This window comes from Pseudomonas mucidolens (genome assembly GCF_900106045.1).
Classification (GTDB): Bacteria; Pseudomonadota; Gammaproteobacteria; order Pseudomonadales; family Pseudomonadaceae; genus Aquipseudomonas; species Aquipseudomonas mucidolens.
This window is the reverse complement of the sequence record NZ_LT629802.1, coordinates 5,110,864-5,128,911: the sequence shown is the minus strand read 5'-3', so window position 1 is coordinate 5,128,911 and position 18,048 is coordinate 5,110,864. Positions and strand designations below refer to the sequence as shown.

Sequence of the window (18,048 nt, the reverse complement as noted above, 5' to 3'; positions counted from 1 at the left end):
CCAGCCTGCGTGCGATCAAGACCGCTGAGCGCTCGCTGCGAGCAATTCCTTCAAGATCGTTGCCGGGTCGGCCCGCTGTTGCTTGCGGTAGTTGCCGACATGGCGAACGAATAACGTCGCGCGCGTCACCAGGCTCTTGCCCAGTATCGGCTTGCGATCCAGCTCTTCCTTGATTCGTTGAAACTGCGCCTGGATCACCGCATCGGTATAACGCGTGCCCGTGGCCAGGTTGTCGATGTAAATGCCGACCGCGCCGTCCAGGGCGCTGCGACCATTGGCGATGGCCGTGGCAAACAGTTGCGCGCTGGCCTCGTCCTTGGCCGCCAGGGAGCGCTCGCGACTCTTCTGCAGATTGATCAGGCGGATGTTGTAGTTGCTGATGGTTTCGGCCACCAAGGCTGCGGACTGGATCAAGTTGCCGGCCGCTTCCTCGCGCTGTCGGGCAATCAGCGAGACGTTGCGCTTGAGCTCTTCGTTGACCAACCCAAGTTCGGCTTGCAGCCGTGGGTCGACGCTGGCGGCGATGATGCTGTCCAGCCGTTTGGTCGGATCCTGCGCATCGTCGATGGCATCGGTCAGCCCGGCGAGTCGGCCTTCTTTTTGCCATTGGGCAAACAGCTCGTTGTAGCGCGAACGCGGTGCCGACAATGCCCCAATCGCCACCCGGAACCCGGTGGTTTCGTTGCTTTGTTCAGTGCCGTCAGCGCCGAATAGCGGATATTCGCGGCGCATCCCCGTGAACAGCGTGCCCTCGCCTTCCAGGTAATTCCCGCCCTTGACCACAAAACCGCCGTAAGTGCCCTGACGGCGACCCGCATGGACCAACTGGAACGATTCCTGGACCATTTCGGCGGCGTTGCCAATCACGTCGAACAGGCCAATCGGATTCGGCAATCGGGTGCCGATGGGCAGCAGGCGTGCGGCCTGTCCGGTGCCTCCGGCCACCTGGTTGAACACCGCCCAATCCGCCAACGGACCGTCGCTTTCACTGCCTTCGATACGCCGTGGGAACAGCCGACCTTCCAAGTCCTGACGACTGACCGCATGGCCACCGCGAGCGGCGAACTCCCATTCCACTTCGGTCGGCAGCCGCACAAAACCCACACCGCCATCTTCTGCCGACGCACCACGGCCGCTGACCGGCAGCAAGTCGCGGTGGTATTTCATCAACCAGGCGCTGTACACCGCCGAAAAGCGCTCGGCTTCAAAGCGCGACAACTTGACCTTGGGCAGACGCCCGGCCATGCCGGTGGGTACATCGCAGGCCGGTGCCGGTTCGCCGCTGGCCAAGGACTGGGCCTGGGACATGACTTGAGCATATTGACGAGCGGTGACTTCGTACTTGCCGATGAAGTAGAACATCGGCTTGAGCGGGTTCTTGGCGTCGGTCTCGGGCATCAGCGGCGTGATGACCTTGTTCCAATCGCTGGGCAGGTCCTTGAGGGTGAACTGGCCGTTGATATAGTCCCGGCGATAGCCGGAAATAAACGACTGCTTATAACCCGCCTCGCCTTCACTGAAGGGATAGCCGAGGCTGATCTCCCGATCGTCAAGGGCGCCTTGGGCCAGGATATAGACGTAACGAAAGACCATGCTGCCTTCGCACGGCAATGGCAGGCTGACGTCACCGACCAACGGCTTGGGGTTGTCCAGTGTGTTCTGCGCCCCTGATGAAGAGGCCTCGTCGGAACAGGCCACGGTGGCCAAGCTCAGCACCACGGCGGCGCCCAGTAATTTATACATCTCTGATTCCTTCAGAAGCCTGGATTCGCGCTACACGCCAACCACCACACGCTGCCGCCACGGCACTGACGCCGAGGACAGCCACCAGGGCCAGAATGTAGTGTCGCGCCAACAGATGACTGGCGTACTCGCCCGGCACCTGCACGAATAATTGGTTCAAGCCCGTCTGAGCGAACGCATACAACAGGGCACTGAGTACTGCAGCAAAACCGGCGCTGTAGAGCGCCTGCAACACCACAAACAACAAGAGCGCGCTGGTCGAAAAACCCAGCAGGCGCAACACCGACAATTCCCGACGCTTGCGTGCAACCGCCGCCAACGCACCGGCAAAAATCGCCGCAAACGCACCGGCCAACGCCAGCCCGGCGATCACCCAGAACACGATCGACAGATTGCGACTCAGTGACTGCACCTGAGCGATGGCCTGGGCCTGGGTCGAAACCAGCAGGTTCTGCCCGGCGAAATACACCCGCAGCGGCTCCACATCCGCCAGGCTGCGGGCATACAAACGAAACGCCGGATACACCCGTTGCGCGTGCACGCCCTCGACATCGCCTGCCCACCCCAACGCCGGGACAGCGCGACCGTCGCGGTAATCCTCTGCCGCTTCCAGCAACCCCAGCGAGGCGAACAGGGCATCGCGGGCGAAAGCTTGCAGCGGCAACACACCCAACACCTGGAGCGGCGTGCGCTGGGTCTCGACGCGCCCCGCCACCTGGCGCGTAAAACTGGCGTCCAGCCAATCCCCGGCTTTGGCGCCCAGCTTCTCGGCAGCGGTGTGGCTCAGCAGCATTTGATCCAGGCCGCGAGGCAGAGGCATGCCGCTCAACAGCGGGTCACGTTCGGCGGTTGGCAGCATTTCCAGGGTCTGCGCGCCCAACTGCGCCGTCGCTGCAATCTGTCGCGTGCGCGGTACCGCGAAGGCCACATCCGCGCGCTGGCCCAGTTGCTCGATAAACGCGCCACTGAATCGCCCCCCTCCCAACGGAATAATTTCCCGCGTCGCGGGGTCATTTTCCAAGCGTTCGGTCAAACTGCTGACCAGTCCGAATTTCAGGCCGAATAACACCAGCAACGGTGCGATCACCGCCACCAGGGCCAACACCGAACACGCCGACAGCCAGGCATCGTTGCGATAGTCTTGCCAGGCCAGGGAAGCCACCAAGGCGCCGCGCATCAGCAGGCCTCCCCAAGGGTCGCGGTGACGCCGCCATCGGCATCACGCCGACAACTGATACGCCGGACCTGCAAACCACTGGCGCGGGCGAGCGGTTCATCATGGGTCGCGATCACGCAGCACGCGCCCGCCTCCCGGGTACGCGCCAGCAGCGCCTGCATCACCCGCTCGGCGTTCAAAGGGTCAAGTGCCGCGGTGGGTTCGTCGGCCAGTACCAGCTGCGGGCCATGGGCCAATGCCCGGGCGCAGCTCACTCGCTGGCGTTGCCCCACGGATAACGCTGCCGGTGGTTTGCCGAGCTGATCGCTGATTTCCAACTGCTCGGCAAGGCGCATGACGCTGCCGTCATCCCGCATCCCCAAAAGTTGGCGGGACAGCGCGATGTTGCCGCGCACATCCAGAAAGCCCAGTAAACCGCCGGTCTGCGGCACATACCCCAGATACCGACTGCGCAGCTCGGCCAGGGTGCTTTGCCGGCCACCACGCCAGAGCCCGGCAATGTCGATACGGTTGAGCGCGAACTGATCGACTTGATCCGGCGCCAGCACCAACGCCAGCATATCCAGCAAGGTGCTTTTACCGCTGCCACTGGCGCCGACAATCGCCAGTTGCTCGCCGGCCCGAAGTTGCAGCGCCGCAATGACCAGGCTATAGCGCTGGCTGCCGACGCCCCGGCTTTTGTGCACCGCGCGCAGGCTCAACATTACGGCAGTGTCGACAGCGGCACGCGGTACAACGCATCGCCCGGTTCGGCATCACCGAAACGAACCCAGTTGGCCACGTCGTTATGAAAGGTTTCATAGAGGCGGATTTTCGAATCGAGCTCGTCGATAAAGTCCTCTTGCTCGGCCACGCTCAACGACAACCACAGGTCCTGGGTCATGCTCAGCGATTTGCTGCGGTACGGCAGGCCTTCCAGGTATTCACCGAGAATGCCGCCATCGGCCAGGTTGCCGCCCTTGCGCAAGGCCTGGGGATCGCGGCTCATGTACGCCGAGGCGCTGGCGATTTCCTGGAAGAAATCTCGCGGCGAGGTCTGGGTCTTGCGCGCGGCATCGACAATCAGTTTCAGCGATTGCTGCAAGTCGTTGAGTTGCAATTTGGTCAACATCACGCATACCTGGAACGCCGGCAACGCCGGGTTGGTCAGGTCACGGTCGGCGGTCCAGGCACTGACCAGTTGCGGCGCCTGGCTCGCGGTTTTGCGCCCGAGGAAATCCATGTGCATGGCGTAGCCAACGGCCGCGGACTTGTCCGTCAGGCTCGGCGCGGCATTGAGCAACGGCACCGGCTGCGCAGTGTTGCTGCGCACTTGATGCACCAGATTGGCGAATACGCTGCCGATTTCATCGACCTGCTGCCCCAGCTTGCGGACGTCACCGTCCGGCACCGGCGCATACAGATCGCCAATCTGCGGGTTGGCATCGGCGGTCAGCGTGCGGTACTGGGCTTCGGCGCCGCCGTGGGTTTTCTGCCCGGCAGGGGTGCGCAGGTGCAGCGCGTAGATCTTGATCTGCTTGCCCAGGGCCGCTTGGCGGACTTCGGCTTCATTCATCTGGGTGGCGGCGAACGGGTCATTCTTGCGCAGGGCGCCCGCATCGGTCACCAGCAGGATCAGGCGCCCGCCGTAACCGGACCAGTCCATGCCTTCCACCGCCTGCATGACCCCGGCAAATGCATCCTCATTGAATGAGTGGCTGGACACGGTGGACGCCTTGACCTGCCGTGCCATGTCGAGAAAACGCTGCGGGTCGCGGCCCTGATCGAGCGTGATCAGGGTCTTGGCCGCGTATTCCAGGCCGGGGGTTTTCTTCACGCTGCTGCGAAAACCGACCATGCCAAAGCTGACGCTGTCCAACTCGCCACGCTCGGCGATACGGGTTTGCAACGCGTGCACCACGTCGCGCACTTGATCGATATAGGGCTGCATCGACACGGTGGTGTCCACCACCAACACCACCGCGGTGCGGAATGCGTCGGCGTTGGCGCTGATCACGGGCGTGGCGGGCCTGGCCTGGGTCGACGCGGCGCTGCCAGGATCGATGGACGCGATGTTGAGCACCTGCACCGGCTGACCGTTTTCGTCAAAGCTTTCCTTGGAATCGAGGATCGGCAGCAAGTAAAACTGGTTCTGCGGGACGGCGCTGGCAGCGGGTTCCAGTGCCAGCACCTGCTGATTGTCCTCGGGATTTCGCTGCGCCTTGAGCAGCAGGTTTTTCGCCCCGGCGGGATCGGCCAGCAACTTTTCCACTGCAGCCGGTTGACGCAGGAACATCACTGGCGCCCGACCCGAACGTTCGGTGAACTTGAGTACCAGGCTTTGCTTCCAGTCGCTGACTTGCGCGGCCGGTAACCAGCCGTCACTGCGTCCGTCAGTGGCGGCGCCAATGCGCAGCCAAGGACTGCCATCGATGTCCTTGCGTTGGTAGACATACAGCACCGAGAACGCTGGCAAGGCCTTGCCCGGTACACCGCCGGCCTCACTGGAGAGTTTCGCGCCGGGCTTGCTCAGTACCCGCTGGAACAGGGTCTTTTTGCCGTCCATCAGCAACGGGCGTTGCCCGCCGTCAACGTCAGCCACAGGGACGCTGAGCACGGGTGTCGCAGCTGGCGCCACATCCGGGGTAGCTGCCGCTGGCGGCGGCGCGTCGGGCGCCTCGTCACTCAGCCACCAGTAACTGCCGCCGCCGATAGCCAGCGCGACGGCTACCGCCACAGCGGCCAGCGCCAACACCGGTCCGCGGCGCTGTTCGGAAACCGTGCGGTGTGGCGTCGGCGTCACCACCGGCTGGCGCGCCGCTTGTGGTTGCGGCTGCGGGGCGTGGGTCGGAATCTCGATGGAAACCGGTGTCATGCCCGCCAGATCATTGCCAGGCGCAATCGGCAGCGGCCGAATCAATGTCGCCTCAAGACTATCCTTGGGCAGTTGATCCAACGCACGCAGCAACGACGCCGCGTCCGGGAAACGTTGCCCCGGGTCCTTGGCCAGGAGCTTTTTCAACACCTCCTGATAACGACCATGATGCACCGGCAATTCCGGCAGCGGCTCGGTGAGATGCGCCAGCGCGGTGGAGAGTGCATCGGTGCCGTTGTAAGGCAGCTTGCCAACGAGGATTTCGTAAAGCACCACGCCTAAAGCGTAAAGGTCGGCACGCCCATCGATCTCCTGGCCTCGCGCCTGCTCCGGGCTCATGTAACTCGGGGTACCCACGGCAAACCCGGCCTGAGTGAACTGGGTACGATCATCCAGGGACTTGGCAATGCCGAAGTCCGACAGCACTGCGGTGCCATCGGCGCGAAACAGAATGTTCGCCGGTTTGACGTCGCGGTGCACCAGTCCTTGGGCGTGGGCATAACCCAGCGCCGAGGCAATCTGGCGGATGTACACCAAGCCCTGTTCCGGCGTCAGGCCGTCGGCAATGCGCTCCTTGAGCGTGCCGTTGGGCAGGTACTCCATGGCCATGTAATACAGCTCGCCGACATTGCCGATGTCATGGATGGTCACCGTGTGTGGATGTGACAAGCGCGCCAGGGTCTTACCTTCGCGCAGGAAACGCTCACAGAAGCTCGGGTCGGCAGCGAGCGCGGCAGCCATGATTTTCAACGCCACCTTGCGCTCCAGGGAACGCTGGGTCGCCAGGTAGACGCTGGCCATGGCGCCTTCGCCAATCTCGCCCTCGATGTCATAGCCGGGAATGTCGAGGGTCATGGCGACACCTTCACGACAATCGTGGTGATGTTGTCGGGCGCGCCCCGATTGAGTCCCAGGTGCACCAGGCTGCGCACAATCTCCTGCGGCTCGTCATGACTGAGCACTTCACGCATCTCATGGTCCTCGACAGTCTTGTTCAGGCCGTCACTGCACAGCAGGTAACTGTCGCCGGGGGCGATCAGCAGGTCGACTGCCGACAACTGCAACTGCGCCTCCACGCCAATCGCGCGAGTGACGATATTGGCGCGCGGATGCACCCGTGCGTCTGCTTCGCTGAGCAACCCGCTGTCCTGCAGGTCCTGCACATAGCTGTGGTCACGCGAGATACTTTCCAGGACCCCATCACGCAGGCGATACAGGCGGCTGTCGCCCGCCCACAGGCACACTCCGCGCAAGCCGCGGGTGGCCAACAGCACCACGGTGCTGCCCATCATGGTCACGCCACGGTGAGCCGTTTCTTCACGCACGGCGCTATTGACCCGGATCAGGTCGGAGCGCAGCGCCGCGCTGTATTCCTCGAGGGAGCGGCCCACGGGAATGTTGCGCAGGCTGTCGACGATCAGACTGCTGACGTAATCACCCGCAGCATGCCCGCCCATGCCGTCGGCCACCACCCACAGGCGGTTTTCCGGCAGGTCCAGGAAGGCGTCTTCGTTAACCTGGCGAACCATGCCGACGTGGCTTTTGCTCGCGGATTTGTACGTCGCACCCATCTACACCACACCTTCTTGTCCGAGCAGAAATTGCGCAAAATCACCGGCGGCAGGCAGACCCTGACACCGCAATAAACCAGGAGAAATCCGTTGCGATCCACGTCCCCACCACAGGCTCGTACCTTCGCAGGCCTGCTCCGCCAGCACGCGCATGCGGGTCTGCGGATCGGTGGCGCCAAAGCGTTGCAACCCAGCGAAACGACTGCCTTCGGTGCGCGACTGGCAAACCGGTGCGCCCAAGGCTTCGATCCCGGCCTCGAAACGTTCAACACTGGCGCCGCCATCCAGGGTGCTCAGCAGCAGTTCCTCTACCGCTTCAAACCAGGCGTCCGGGCCAGCGATAACCGAAGCCGGGTCGCTGTCGTGGTCCAGCAACGTCGCCACCGTCAGCGGGAAATAGCGCCCGACCCGGTCGATACTCGGCATCACCACGCCTGCGACCGCATCCGGTCCGCACACTCCCGGCCCCAGCACAAACCGCCACAGCGGGCTGACCAGATAGACGTTCAACCACTCCGCGCCAAGGCTGGCTTGGCTGGCCAACAAACCCGCCGCCAGCCAACTGTCCCAAGGCCCGATAAAACTCTGCGGCAAACCGCGGCTGACAAAGTCCCCGCGACTGGCCAACTTGCCGTAGAAACCGGGCGTTGTCATAGCCGCTCCGGCAGACTGAAACCGCGCAGCACGCGACTCTTGAACGGGTTGAAGGCGCTGCCGGCCCGCAACTCGTAGGCGATGCTCGCGCCATCGACCCGCAGCCGCAGGTTGAAGCGGTCCGGCGAATTGCCGGCGCTCAGGTCCGACTGATCCAGCAGGCGAAACCAGGCCCACGGTCCATCCAGGGTCACGCCGGAACGCCCGCTGGCCGACGGTGGCATGATGGAAATACGCACCACGCCGATGCTGCCGGGATTGGGCCATTGCATGGCGACCGGGCGGCTCGGTCCGTGGTCGTAGCTCAGTTGCTGACCGTCCAGGTCCAGCAGGAACTGGGTGATGGTTGGGTCCATAGCCACGGGTTTGAGCTCGAAACGCACAATGGGTTGAGTGCCACCGGCGCGGAAAAACGCATCGCGAATAGTCGCCGCGTGCTGGAAGGTTTTCAGCACCCCCGAAGAGATCCCGAGCTTCTGCGCCGCGCCCGGTTGCCAGCGCCAGGTCTTGGCCGAGGTGTCGACATAGGGTTGCAGGTATTTACGGAAGTAGTTGTCCATCACTCCGCCGACGCCGAAGAACTGGCCAAAGTCATCCAGTGTCGCGTCGCGGGCACTGCCCGGCGACATCGGGTAACGCCCAGCCAGGGACTGGCGATAAACGTTGACCACTTCGCTGCCCCACGCCGCGTTCAGTTGATCGCGCACCCCGCCCATCATGCTGCTGGTGGTGGCGTTGACCACCGACTTGACCATGCCCTGCACCAGCGGCGGCTGGCGTTCAGCGTTCAGGCTGACCCGCGTGGCCGCGGCGCTCGCCTGGTTCTTGGCCTCGCCGAGCAAGGCTTCCCCACTGGCGCCGACCATCGCGCTGACCTGCACATAGAGCGCGTTCATGTCCGCCAGCAAGCCGTCGATGGCCGCTGGCTCGCCTTCGTTCTTGGCGACGATGCGGTTGAGCTCGGCAAAATGCGCGGTGACTGGATCATCACTGGTGGCCGGCGCATCGGGCGCGGCCTGTTCCTGGCCGAGCAGGCTGCCGAGGCGCTCCTTGAGCTGGTCGACACCACCTTCCACCGGCGCGCCTTTGGCGGCCAACAAGCGCTCTTCCTGTTGCAGATCGGTTTCCTTGGCCACCGCCACCAGCAGTTTTTTCAATGGCGAGGAAGGTCCGGAAATCACCCGCAGTACATCGGCGGCCTGGGCCACGCTGGTGATCGGCACAAAGTCGATGTCGGCCAGCATGGCATCCCACTGACGCTGATAGTCCTGGAAGTACAAGCGACGCACGTCCGCGGCAAGGCTGGCGGCGTTCTGTTGATCGGCCGGCTCGCGACCCAGTACCCACTGCTCCTCGGCAAGGGTGCCGGCCTGGTTCAGGCTGGTCAGCAAGAAACCCTGGCGATAGCCCTTGGCGGTAAAGAATCCACTGAGCGGCTCGCTCAACGGCTTGCCACTTTTACGGCTGAACACCAGCGCGGCATCCCGGCCAGCGGCTTCGCTGAGACGAAAATCCGCCACGCCCTCCGGCAGCTTCTGGCGTTTGACCCGATCGTACACACGCTGGGCCACCGGCAGTTGCTGCAGTTGCCGACGCAGGTCATCGATCAGTCGCGGGTCCAGGCGAGCACTCGGCGGATGGCGATCGAACAGCGCCTGTAAGTGCCCGGCCAGCGCCTGGCGCTGCTCGGCTGGCAGGTCGCGCGGCAGGCTGCGGTCCCAATCCAGCGCGATCCAGGCCTTGATGAAGTCCGGGTCGTAATGCTCGTTGTCGGCGAGCATCAGGTAAGCCTTCAGACCTTCGTAGAGGAAGTCCGAGCTACCGCCGCCCTGCAATTGTTCTTCGATGCGCGTCACCAGGCGTGGCGCGAACACCGCGATCAGCAGCTTGCGGTAGACGCTGCCGGACTCGGCCTCGAGCATGTCGCCTTGATACAAGCCCAGGCCTTCGGCCCAGCTCGGCGAATCGGCGGCAAGGTTTTTTACCGCGTTGAGCAACGGCAATACGGCGAGCACGTCGCGTTGCGCCGGGCTCAGGTTCTGCACGGTCTGGCCCAGGGGCGCGACCTTCTGGTCGACCTGGGCAATGTAGGCCTGGTTGGCGCGATAGCTGACCCACCACAAGGTACTGACCACCAGCACCAGCGCCACGGTAGCCGCCAGCACGCCACGGGCCATCCACTTGCGGCGCCGCTCGACCTTCGGGTTGACACCGACCAAGCCCCGCTCGGCAAACGCCACGGCGCTGAACAGTTTTTCAATGAAGTAACTGCGCCCGGTACCGCTCTGACGCGCCAGGTGCTGGCGGTCCAGGTTCATGCTCTGGGCCATGGCGCCGATCAGCCGGTCAATCGGGCTGCCTTCCTGGGTGCCGCTGGTGAAGTACACGCCGCGCAGCAAGACACGCTCTTCGAAGGCATTGGGTTTGAACACCCCCTCAAGGAAACTCTGCAGGCAATCCTTCAAGGCGCCGAACTGTTGCCCGAAGCCGTAGATCAGGTCGCGCCGCGCCGGATCGCGCTCCTGTTGCAGACGCTCCACCAGACGCTCGTTCAGACGTTGTTCGAGACCGGCAAATTCGCTTTGCAGATGGGCCAGCGGGCTGTCGCTGCTTTTGCCATCGTCCAGGGCGAAGGTCATGCCCCATACCTGGGCGCGCTCTTCCTTGTTCAGGTTGTCGAAGAACTCCATGAAGCCCGGCACCAAGTCGAGCTTGGTCAGCATCAGGTAAATCGGGAAACGCACGCCCAATTGGCTGTACAGCTCCTGGACCCGCAAGCGGATCGCCGCCGCATGCGCGGCCCGCTCGGCGTCACTGCCGAGCAGCAGGTCCGACAAGCTGATGGCGATAAAGGCCCCGTCAATCGGGCGCCGCGCGCGTTGCTTTTTCAGCAGGTCGAGAAAGCCCAACCAGGCGGCTTTATCCACCGTGGAGTTGCTGTCCTGGGTGGTGTAGCGGCCAGCGGTGTCCAGCAGCACGGCTTGATCGGTGAACCACCAATCGCAATTGCGCGTACCGCCAACGCCACGCACGGCGCCCGCGCCCAATTGCGCGGCCAGCGGGAAATGCAGCCCCGAGTTGACCAGCGCGGTGGTCTTGCCCGAACCCGGCGGGCCAATAATCACGTACCACGGCAGCTCATACAGGTTACGACGCTCGTCACCGCCCAGCTTGGCCTTTTTCAACAGCACCAAGGCTTCATCCATGCGCTGGCGCAAGGTCGCGAGTTCTTCAGCGGTGGCGACACTGTCGGGATCCGCCGGGGTTTCGGCCGCGAGACTGCGCATCACTTCAGCGGCTTGCCGGCGCGCCTGGACGATGCGCCATACACGGTACGCGAGCCACACCGCGAAGATCAGAATGATCAGCGCCCAACGCCGGCCTTGCGGGACAAGGATGTCGAGCAACGGCCCGACAAACCAGATGATCAGGCTCAAGGCAATCAGGCCCAACAGTGGGATCACCCAGCGAATCATGAAACTGAAAAACGCCTTCACTCGACGCCCTCCGCCAATACGGTGATTTCAACCCGACGATTGCGGGCACGGCCTTCGGCTGTGGCGTTGGTCGCCACCGGCTCGGTGTCGCTTCTGCCCTCGGCACTGAAGCGACCGCCCTGGCCGGTCTTGGCCGCGAGAATCTCCAGCACCGATCGGGCCCGGGCTTCGGACAAGGCCCAGTTGGACGGGAAGCGCAGGGTGGCAATCGGACGGTTGTCGCTGTGCCCGGTAACCCGCACCTGCCCCTTGACCTTGCGGATGGCATCGGCGATGCGCAGCATCAATGGCTGATAGTCATCGACGATGCTGGAGCTGGCCGACGCGAACAGCTCATCACCACGAATGGTCACCACCGAGCGGTCCACCGCATCTTCCACTGCCACGCGCCCGGCCTTGATGTCCTCGACCAGGAAACCCGCCAGACGCGGTCGCTCGATGATTTTCGGTTGCGCTACCGGACGGTCGATGGCCTGCACCGGGATCTCGCCAAGGGCATGAATGTTCTTGAACACCGGCTCGGCATCCGCCGCCAGCTTCATCCGCAGGCCAAACAGCAAGGCCAGCAGCAAGGCCAGGCCAATCGCGACCGCGATCCACGGCGGCATGAATTGCGCCAGGCGGTCGCGGGCCACGGTGACGCCACGCCAATGCGGCGACAGCTCACGCTCGTGATCGCCCCGGGCGCTGCGAATCGCCGCCGCCGTGCGCTCACGCAAGGCTTCCAACTGGCTGCGACCGTCGTTCATCACCCGGTAGCGGCCCTCGAAACCCAGGCATATGCACAGATACAGCAACTCCAGCAGATACAGGCGCTCGCGCGGACTTTGCAGGCAGTGATCGAGCAACTGGAAGACTTTTTCACCGCCCCAGGCTTCGTTGTGGACAGTGATCAGCAGGCTCTGCTTGCCCCAGTCACTGGTGCTGCCCCATGGCGTGCTCAACACCGCTTCATCGAGGGCGGTGCACAGCGCATAGCGAGCCAGCAATACTTCATTGCGGGCCACACCGGCGGCTTCGGCACGCTCTTCGAACTGACGCAGGTAGGCCAGCAACTGTGCTCGCAGACTCGACGGGGCCGGATGCGCAATGGTGTTGCGCAGCCGCGTCAGCAACGCCAGCAGTGGACCGGCCGCGCCTTCCAGCGGATTCAGGCCCTGGGCTTTGCCGGTGAGTGGCGCGGTCGGCATCGACAGTGGCGCCGCCGCAACCGGCTCCGCGCGGCCGGGCTCCGGCGCACGACCACCCGGACGCGGCATGAACTGGGTGCGGTCATCATCATTGGGATGCATCGCGGATTATCCTCGGATCGCCCAGAAGGCCAGGTTCAAGCCCGGGAATTGCCCGGCGATGTGGAAGGCAAAACCGCCGGAGTGGATCAATTGCTGCCAATGCTCGCTGCCCCGATCCAACTCGTAGTAAGTGGAACCGGCGTGGTACGGAATCTGCCGAGGCGCCACCGGCAGCGGCAGCAGGCCAATACCCGGCAATTGCAGATTGACCAGGTCGCGAATGTGTTCCACCGAACCGACTTTGCTTTGCTGGCCGAAGCGTGCGCGCAAGGTTTCGCTCGGCACATCGGCGCGTACCACCAGGATGAAACTTGCGCTGTCGATCAAGGTTTTGTCCGCGAGCATCGCCACATGGACGCCGTAGGCTTTCTCGACAATCGGGATCGGCGTGGCTTTGCTGTCGATCAGCATCGACAACGCTTCACGCAATGCCTGCATCACCGGGGTGAAGCTCAGGACAAGATCGTCATGCTGGTATTGCGGATATTCCTGAGGACGACGGCCGACTGTGGAGAAGGTCGAGAATTCGCCAGCCAGGCTGACCAGTTCGCTGAAAAAACGCTCCGGATGCAATGGGCTCAACTGGTTCAAGTGCTGAATCAACGGCTGCGCGCGGTTGACCAGTTGCAGCAGCATGAAGTCGGCAATCTCCGAAGCACCACCGGCGCCCGACGCCACGACCCGCCCGGCGAGGGCTTCGCCGCGTTGATGCAGCAAGCCAAGCAGTTCGCTGCGAAAGGCTGTCAGCGGTTTGCTGGCCGCCACGTCGAGCACTGGCGGGATGTAGCTGTCATCCAGAACCAGCGCGCGGTCGGCGCGCTTTTCCTTGATGCGTACCAGGCCGATGGCTGCGTAATCGCTGACGCCATCCTCGGTCGTCAGCAAACGCAAGGCACGCGAACCGACCGCCACCGGCGCACGATTTTCAAACGGCGCATTGTCGTCGCGCACTTCCCGGACCTGGCTCACATAACGCGCGGCGCCCAGGGCTGCACCTTCATCGACCGTATCGGGGGCGCCGGCGCGTTTGAGCGGCAAGGCCAGGTAAACCAAGCCGTCGCGCAGGCTGTCGTCAATGTTCAACGGGCTCGGTGCCAGATCGTCCTGGGGAATGTTGAACGGCGTGCCATCGGGCAACAAGCCACGGGCCGAGACGATGGCCAGCTTGCCTTGGGCCAGCAGCCCTTGGTCGATCAGCAGTTCGGAAAAGCCCCACGCGCCTGCCGCCAACGGACGGCTGCGGGCATCAATCAGGTTTTCCAGGTAACGGTCATGCTGCTGAAAGTGCTGCGTTCCGATGAACATGCCTTCCGACCAGACCACGCGATTGTTCCAGGACATGGGGGCTCCGATTGCTTGTTATTGGGCAGGGCTGGATGGGGGAACCACGATGTCCGCGCGCACCGCACGCACATCAAGGCTGATCTGGTATTCGGTGTACGCGCGCGGCGGGATGTCGAGCACCGTGCGCCATTGCGCGCGGTCCAGCTCGCGATAGCCCACCAGCAGCCCGACGTGTCGAGTGGCCGGGTCGAGGTCACGCTGAATACTCAGTTGCTGGCCGGGTTTGATCACGACTTCGTCCTGATCGATCAAATCCAGTCCGAGCGTCGCCTGGGCACGGTCGGCCAGGGCGAAATAGTCAGAACGACTGAAAATCGCGGCATTTTTCAGCTCGAAAATCCGTACCCGCACCGGCGCAGCCTGGCCCGTGGTGCCGGGGTTGAGCCCGTTGATGGCATGAAAGTGCAGCTCCACGGCGGCAGTGTCCGCTTCAGCTTCGGGGGCCGAAGACTTTGCTGCATCCTTGGCACACGCCGTCAGCAGAAATACGCTGGCGACTGCGACTAAAAACCTGGAAATCATCCTGCGTCCTCAATGACGTGCTTAGCTATCCGTTATTCCATTGTTGTACTGCGCTTCAGCGTCGCTGGCGTGCGCTGTGCGCTTCGTAGGCCCGGCTGAATTCGCGACCGAACAAGTCCTGGAAATCTTCCTGGGCTTCACGAGAAATGTTGCTGTACAGCTCGGTAAACTGCTGCCAGTACTGGGCCTGGCGCGACCCGTTGAACAGGCCCGACAGCCCGCCGGGCTTGCCCATGCGCTCCTCCAACTGCGCCGGTTCAAAACGCGCCAGCAAGTGTTTGATGGCCGCTTCAACACCGGCCATCACCGCCAACTGGTGGGCACGTAAATCATCGAAACTGTCGCGCACGGCAAGGTCCGGCGCCATAAACGCCGGATTGCCATGACGCAGCAGCAACAACAAGGCTTCGTCGGCATTCGGGGCGAACTTCAACGGGTTGTTTTCCACCGGCTGAATCATCGTCTGCTGCATCCGAAACTCGCCCTTGAGGCTGCTGCGGGCACGCAACACGTCAATCAAGCCTTCGACCATCAGCCGGTAGCTGCGCCCGATGCTTTCCATCTGCGCTTCAGCCTGCGCTTTGTCCAGGCGCAGTTGATCGAGCCCGGCACCGCGCAGGAAGGCTTGCAGCAAATCGGGTTGTGGGCTGTCGGATACCTCCGGCGGGCGTTCCGGCGCTGGCGGTTCGACTATCGGCAGCGGCGGCGGCGGGGCTTCCACGGGGACTGCGATCTCGATCACCGGCGGGGGCGGGGGCGGGTCGCCCAACAAATCCCAGTCCTCAGGAATCACCGCACCCGGCGGCACCGGCTCAGGCGCGGAAGGCAGCGGAGTCGGCGGGCGGAAGTCGTGCTGCTCGGCTGGGACGTGATCGGGCTGCGTGGCTGGCGGCACGGCGGCCGGGCTGAGAAAGTCGAACAGGTCGGGCAGCGTGTCCATCGATGATGCGCCCTGAAACTGCGGCGCGATGGCCGGCGACGCGCTCGGTGTGGCCACGGGCGGAACGGCGGCGCCCTGGCGGCCCATCAACGCTTCAAAACTGTTGGAAGTGTCACCCGCGAACGGCAGGTTATCGCTCACTTTCACCCCAGCGTCGATGCGCGCCTGGATTTCGTAATCGCCGATACGGATCAACTCGCCATCCTGCAAGGGCTCACTGTTTCCCCGGCGCAAACGAATACCGGCGTTGACCAACTCCACACCGTTAGTGCTGTTATCGGTCAAGTAGTAACGACCATCCTTGTATTGAATGACGCAATGTTGCGCGGAAACCAAACGCTCTGGGTCAGGCAATACCCAGTCATTTTCAGCAGCGCGCCCGATGGCCATCACTCCATTATCCATGGACTTTTCCGCACACTGTCCAGGGGTAATTTTGTGATAACTAGTAATAGTCAAACACAGCGCCATCTTGCCTCCTTGCTGAAACCCACGCATGCCCGAGCCGCGAGAAAATCATTCCCAAGGCCCCGGCGAAAAATCGTGAAAACCACCCTAGAAGCCCGTTTTAACCGCAGGATCGCTGATCTTAACTGGATCTTGTGACAAAAATCCTCTAACGGCACTGACTTTGACCTACGGGTCGCGCAGCTTGTTAAGCACCGCACATCTGTCACACGGTGCGAATAGCTTACCTTGACAAGGCACAACTACTACACCAAAAATGCATAACTTCTTGAATTTGCATGATGGCACTTTGAAATTAAAGAGCCTGCACTGACAAGAAAACATGCCCATAAAAAGCGCAAGTTCCGTGCGCAACTAATGCATGCGTCGCCCGAGACTAACGGGCTGATAAGGAGATCGAATTTAGTGGATGTGCCGCTGCTGCTCGCCGCCGTTTCCGCAACTTCACCCTGTGGTGAAGACTTGGAATATGACGCGGACTATCTGCATCTGGAACGTGCTGCCCAGGGTCAACCCGAACGCAGCATGGGCGACTCGATCCTGCCCGCCGAACCGCCGGAATGGCGCAGTATCCAGCAGCAAAGCCTGGACCTGCTGCAACGCAGCAAAGACTTGCGCATCACCCATTTCCTGTTGCAAAGCTCCCTCGCCCTGCAAGGCGTGAGCGGACTTGCGAATGTCCTGCGCCTGATCAGCGAACTGCTTCAGCAGTACTGGGGCGACCTGCATCCGCGCCTGGACGCCGAGGACAACAACGACCCCACGGTACGCATCAACGCCCTCGCCGGCCTGACCTGCGACGAGACCATTCGCTTGCTGCGCGAAAGCATCCTCACCCGCTCCCGAACCTTTGGTCCCGTGAGCCTGCGGGGCGCGCTCAACGCCAGCGGCCTGCAAAGTTTCCCCGGTGAACAACTCGGCGCCGAACAACTTACCGGGGCCTTTCTCGACAGCGACGCACAACAGGTGCAAGCCACTCGCGTCGCGCTCGATGAAGCGCGCAGCGCCTGCGAAACCATTGAGCGATACGTCAGTGACCAGGTCGGTTCCGCCCAAGGCGTGGATCTCGGCCCGCTCAAGCAACCACTCAAGCAGGCGTTGCAGATTTTCAGTCAGTTTGCCCCCCAGGACGGTGACAGTCGTGAACCCGAGGTTGTCAGTGACGACAACGCCGCCTCGGTCGAGCACGCAGCACCGCCCGCCGCACCGCGCAGCACCGGCGAAATCGCCAGCCGCGATGAAGTGCTGCGCCATCTGGATCGAATCCTTGCGTACTACAGCCGTCACGAGCCTTCGAGCCCGCTGCCGGTGCTGTTGAACCGTGCGAAAAATCTGGTGCACGCCGACTTCGCGGCCATCGTGCGCAATCTGATTCCAGACGGCATGTCCCAATTTGAAAACCTGCGTGGACCGGACGGCGAATAAACGTCTGGTTTTCGCAGTAACAACACCGTCGCTCAAGCGACCAGGAGCAGCAACGTGGCGAAGCAAAGTTCTCAGAAATTCATCGCGCGCAATCGTGCGCCCCGGGTGCAGATCGAGTACGACGTCGAGCTTTACGGCGCCGAGAAAAAGGTCCAGCTGCCCTTCGTGATGGGCGTCATGGCCGACCTCGCCGGCAAACCCGCCGAACCGTTGGCGCCGGTGGCCGATCGCAAGTTCCTTGAAGTCGACGTCGACAACTTCGACTCACGCCTCAAGGCCATGCAGCCGCGCGTCGCGTTTCACGTGCCCAACGAGCTGACAGGCGAAGGCAACCTAAGCCTGGACATCACCTTCGAAAGCATGGACGACTTCAGCCCCGCCGCCGTGGCGCGCAAGGTCGACTCGCTGAACAAGCTGCTTGAAGCGCGCACGCAACTGGCCAACCTGCTGACCTACATGGACGGCAAGACCGGCGCTGAAGAAATCATCATGAAGGCGATCAAGGATCCAGCGCTGTTGCAGGCCCTGGCGAGCGCGCCGAAGCCAGCACAGGACCAATGA

The 18,048-nt window shown here is 62.8% G+C and carries 13 protein-coding genes; 2 read left to right on the top strand and 11 right to left on the bottom strand.

The features are described 5' to 3' along the window. Positions 1-15: 15 nt before the first annotated feature. Genes BLU75_RS23535 through tagH form a run of 11 tightly spaced genes read right to left on the bottom strand, consistent with a single transcriptional unit; the run spans position 16 to position 16,065 of the window. Positions 16-1,743 (bottom strand): formylglycine-generating enzyme family protein, encoded by a 1,728-nt coding sequence (locus tag BLU75_RS23535; RefSeq protein ID WP_084381551.1) that lies wholly within the window; start codon positions 1,741-1,743, stop codon positions 16-18. After that, positions 1,736-2,920, bottom strand: coding sequence for an ABC transporter permease (locus BLU75_RS23530; RefSeq protein ID WP_084381552.1), 1,185 nt, complete (start codon positions 2,918-2,920; stop codon positions 1,736-1,738). The genes BLU75_RS23535 and BLU75_RS23530 overlap by 8 nt, the downstream gene beginning before the upstream one ends. Continuing rightward, a complete protein-coding gene (locus tag BLU75_RS23525; RefSeq protein WP_084381553.1) occupies positions 2,920-3,624 on the bottom strand; it encodes an ABC transporter ATP-binding protein in 705 nt (234 codons plus the stop codon). Before BLU75_RS23525 ends, BLU75_RS23530 begins: the two co-directional genes overlap by 1 nt. Continuing rightward, the gene (locus BLU75_RS23520) at positions 3,624-6,629 is read right to left on the bottom strand and encodes a serine/threonine-protein kinase (protein WP_084381554.1); all 3,006 of its coding nucleotides are present in this window, start codon (positions 6,627-6,629) and stop codon (positions 3,624-3,626) included. Before BLU75_RS23520 ends, BLU75_RS23525 begins: the two co-directional genes overlap by 1 nt. Further along, positions 6,626-7,345 carry a PP2C family protein-serine/threonine phosphatase gene (locus tag BLU75_RS23515; RefSeq protein ID WP_084381555.1) on the bottom strand — a complete coding sequence of 240 codons (720 nt, stop codon included), beginning with the start codon at positions 7,343-7,345 and terminating at the stop codon, positions 6,626-6,628. Before BLU75_RS23515 ends, BLU75_RS23520 begins: the two co-directional genes overlap by 4 nt. Further along, positions 7,346-7,999: a type VI secretion system-associated protein TagF gene (tagF, locus tag BLU75_RS23510; protein ID WP_084381556.1), complete on the bottom strand. Its 654-nt coding sequence runs from the start codon at positions 7,997-7,999 to the stop codon at positions 7,346-7,348. Beyond that, entirely contained in the window at positions 7,996-11,496 is a 3,501-nt protein-coding gene (gene tssM, locus BLU75_RS23505) for a type VI secretion system membrane subunit TssM (protein ID WP_084381557.1), read from the bottom strand. The genes tagF and tssM overlap by 4 nt, the downstream gene beginning before the upstream one ends. Then, positions 11,493-12,788, bottom strand: coding sequence for a DotU family type VI secretion system protein (locus BLU75_RS23500; RefSeq protein ID WP_084381558.1), 1,296 nt, complete (start codon positions 12,786-12,788; stop codon positions 11,493-11,495). Before BLU75_RS23500 ends, tssM begins: the two co-directional genes overlap by 4 nt. Positions 12,789-12,794: 6 nt before the next feature. Continuing rightward, positions 12,795-14,129 carry a type VI secretion system baseplate subunit TssK gene (gene tssK / locus BLU75_RS23495; protein WP_084381559.1) on the bottom strand — a complete coding sequence of 445 codons (1,335 nt, stop codon included), beginning with the start codon at positions 14,127-14,129 and terminating at the stop codon, positions 12,795-12,797. A gap of 18 nt (positions 14,130-14,147) precedes the next feature. Beyond that, a complete protein-coding gene (tssJ, locus tag BLU75_RS23490; RefSeq protein ID WP_084381560.1) occupies positions 14,148-14,654 on the bottom strand; it encodes a type VI secretion system lipoprotein TssJ in 507 nt (168 codons plus the stop codon). A gap of 55 nt (positions 14,655-14,709) precedes the next feature. Continuing rightward, positions 14,710-16,065, bottom strand: coding sequence for a type VI secretion system-associated FHA domain protein TagH (gene tagH / locus BLU75_RS23485; protein ID WP_084381561.1), 1,356 nt, complete (start codon positions 16,063-16,065; stop codon positions 14,710-14,712). Positions 16,066-16,467: 402 nt separating this feature from the next. Between tagH and tssA the strand changes: the two genes are divergently transcribed. Next, positions 16,468-17,487, top strand: a complete 1,020-nt coding sequence (gene tssA / locus BLU75_RS23480) for a type VI secretion system protein TssA (protein WP_084381562.1) — start codon at positions 16,468-16,470, stop codon at positions 17,485-17,487. Positions 17,488-17,541: 54 nt separating this feature from the next. Further along, entirely contained in the window at positions 17,542-18,048 is a 507-nt protein-coding gene (tssB, locus tag BLU75_RS23475; protein ID WP_084381563.1) for a type VI secretion system contractile sheath small subunit, read from the top strand.